This window comes from Geminicoccus flavidas (assembly GCF_009806515.1).
In the GTDB taxonomy this organism is placed as follows: domain Bacteria; phylum Pseudomonadota; class Alphaproteobacteria; order Geminicoccales; family Geminicoccaceae; genus Geminicoccus; species Geminicoccus flavidus.
The window spans coordinates 1-1,499 of the sequence record NZ_WUJP01000899.1 but is presented as its reverse complement, the minus strand read 5'-3'; the positions used below and the strand labels follow the sequence as shown (position 1 = coordinate 1,499).

The following is a 1,499-nucleotide window of genomic DNA, read 5'->3' as shown; positions in this document are numbered from 1 at the left end:
CAGGCGCAGCACGGTGGTCGGGTTGCCGTCGCGGTCCTCGCCCTCGCCCCAGAAGCCGATGATCCGCGCCTTGCCGAGCCAGCCGGACACGTAGCGGTTGCCGGCGGTGCTGGTGCGCTCGGTCAGCTCGGCCAGCAGCACGCGCGGCGGATAGGCGGTCATGGGCAGACCTCCTGCTCGATCAGTTCCAACTCGCCACGCAGGATCACCTCACCAGGGTCGGCCAGCAGGTGCGCGGGCCATGCCTCTTCCTGGTCCATCGCCACGTGCAGCCGGTCCAGCAGCGCCGGATCGGACGGCTGGCCCTGCGTGTCGATCAGCAGCCCAGCCGGGCGCATCTCGACATGCCAGCCACGGGCGCGGGCTTCGGCGATCGGGTTGTTCCACCCGGCCGTTAGAAACTCAGTAGCCTCGATCTGCGGGCGAAGATGCCACTTCTCAGTTTCAGAAATCTCAGTTTTCTCAGAAATGACTGTTTCTGAGATTTCTAAGATTTCTGTTTCCGAGATCAGCCCCGGATGAAACCCGGTCCGGAACGCCTGAAGCCACCCGCCGGTCATGGTTGCTTCCACGCCTTCGGGTTCGTCTCATAAACCTTCGGTTGGCGGCCGGAGCCGCCGGACCGTGGCTTGCGCCGCACCCAGCCGGCATCTTCCAGGATAGCGAATGCGGCATCGTAGCGGTCCGCCGTCCGACCGATCGGGGCATGATGGGTGCGCAGATGCGAAGCGTTCACCTCCGCACCCGGCTCGACATTCGTAACCGTCCAACGTGCAAGCGCAGCGGCGTCGCGATCAGCCTCCGGCAGGGCGGCTTCTCCCATGGCGCGCCTCGACATCGGTATCGCCCATGCCTCCAGGATGGCCAAGGCGGCCGTAACTGCCTGCGAGCCGATCTCCTGCGGCTCTCGCTCATCCAGTCCAACTGACCACCAGATGAACGTCAGGATGGTGGCGATCCGCACCGCCATGCCGGGCAGCTTCCCGAGCCAGGAAACGAATAGGCCGGTACTGGTCTTCTCCATGTCGGCGATCTGCTCGCGCCAAGTCTGGAGCGCCGCCGCAGCCGTCTCGCTGAACGGCAGGATGCGCGGCACCGGCACGCCGTCCGGCTGGTCCATCGGCAACGTCCAGAGCCGTCTGAACGCTTGCAAGGCAGCATCGTCGTCGGGCGTGCAGGTCGGACGCGTGGGCCGACGAGCGTTCGGAAAGGCGTAGATGAACCGTGCGGCTAAGCCGTCGTCGTCACCCGCCAGCATGATAGTCGCCAGCCGATCCGGCTGGACACCGCCCAGGATCGCCATCGATAGCGACGGCACGACCACGGCCTTGCCGCCATCCTTGATGCGATCGACCACACGTCGCCGGCCTCCATAGGCTTCCAGCCAGAAGCTACGGTCGGAGCCGTTGCCGCCGTAGCGGTCCATGCTGCCGACCCAGCCGGTCAATTCGTCACGGTGATGGATCAGTCCACGCGGGTTTGCGTTGGCGAGCCGGGCG

Annotated in this window: 2 protein-coding genes; both read right to left on the bottom strand. The window is 65.8% G+C overall.

Translation table 11 applies throughout. The features are described 5' to 3' along the window. Positions 1 to 158 precede the first annotated feature (158 nt). Positions 159 to 560: a hypothetical protein gene (locus EQG76_RS25710; RefSeq protein ID WP_159717575.1), complete on the bottom strand. Its 402-nt coding sequence runs from the start codon at positions 558 to 560 to the stop codon at positions 159 to 161. Next, positions 557 to 1,499, bottom strand: a 943-nt coding sequence (locus EQG76_RS25705; RefSeq protein WP_159717573.1) for a DUF3987 domain-containing protein, incomplete at its 5' end; no start/stop codon positions are given. The genes EQG76_RS25705 and EQG76_RS25710, both read right to left, overlap by 4 nt.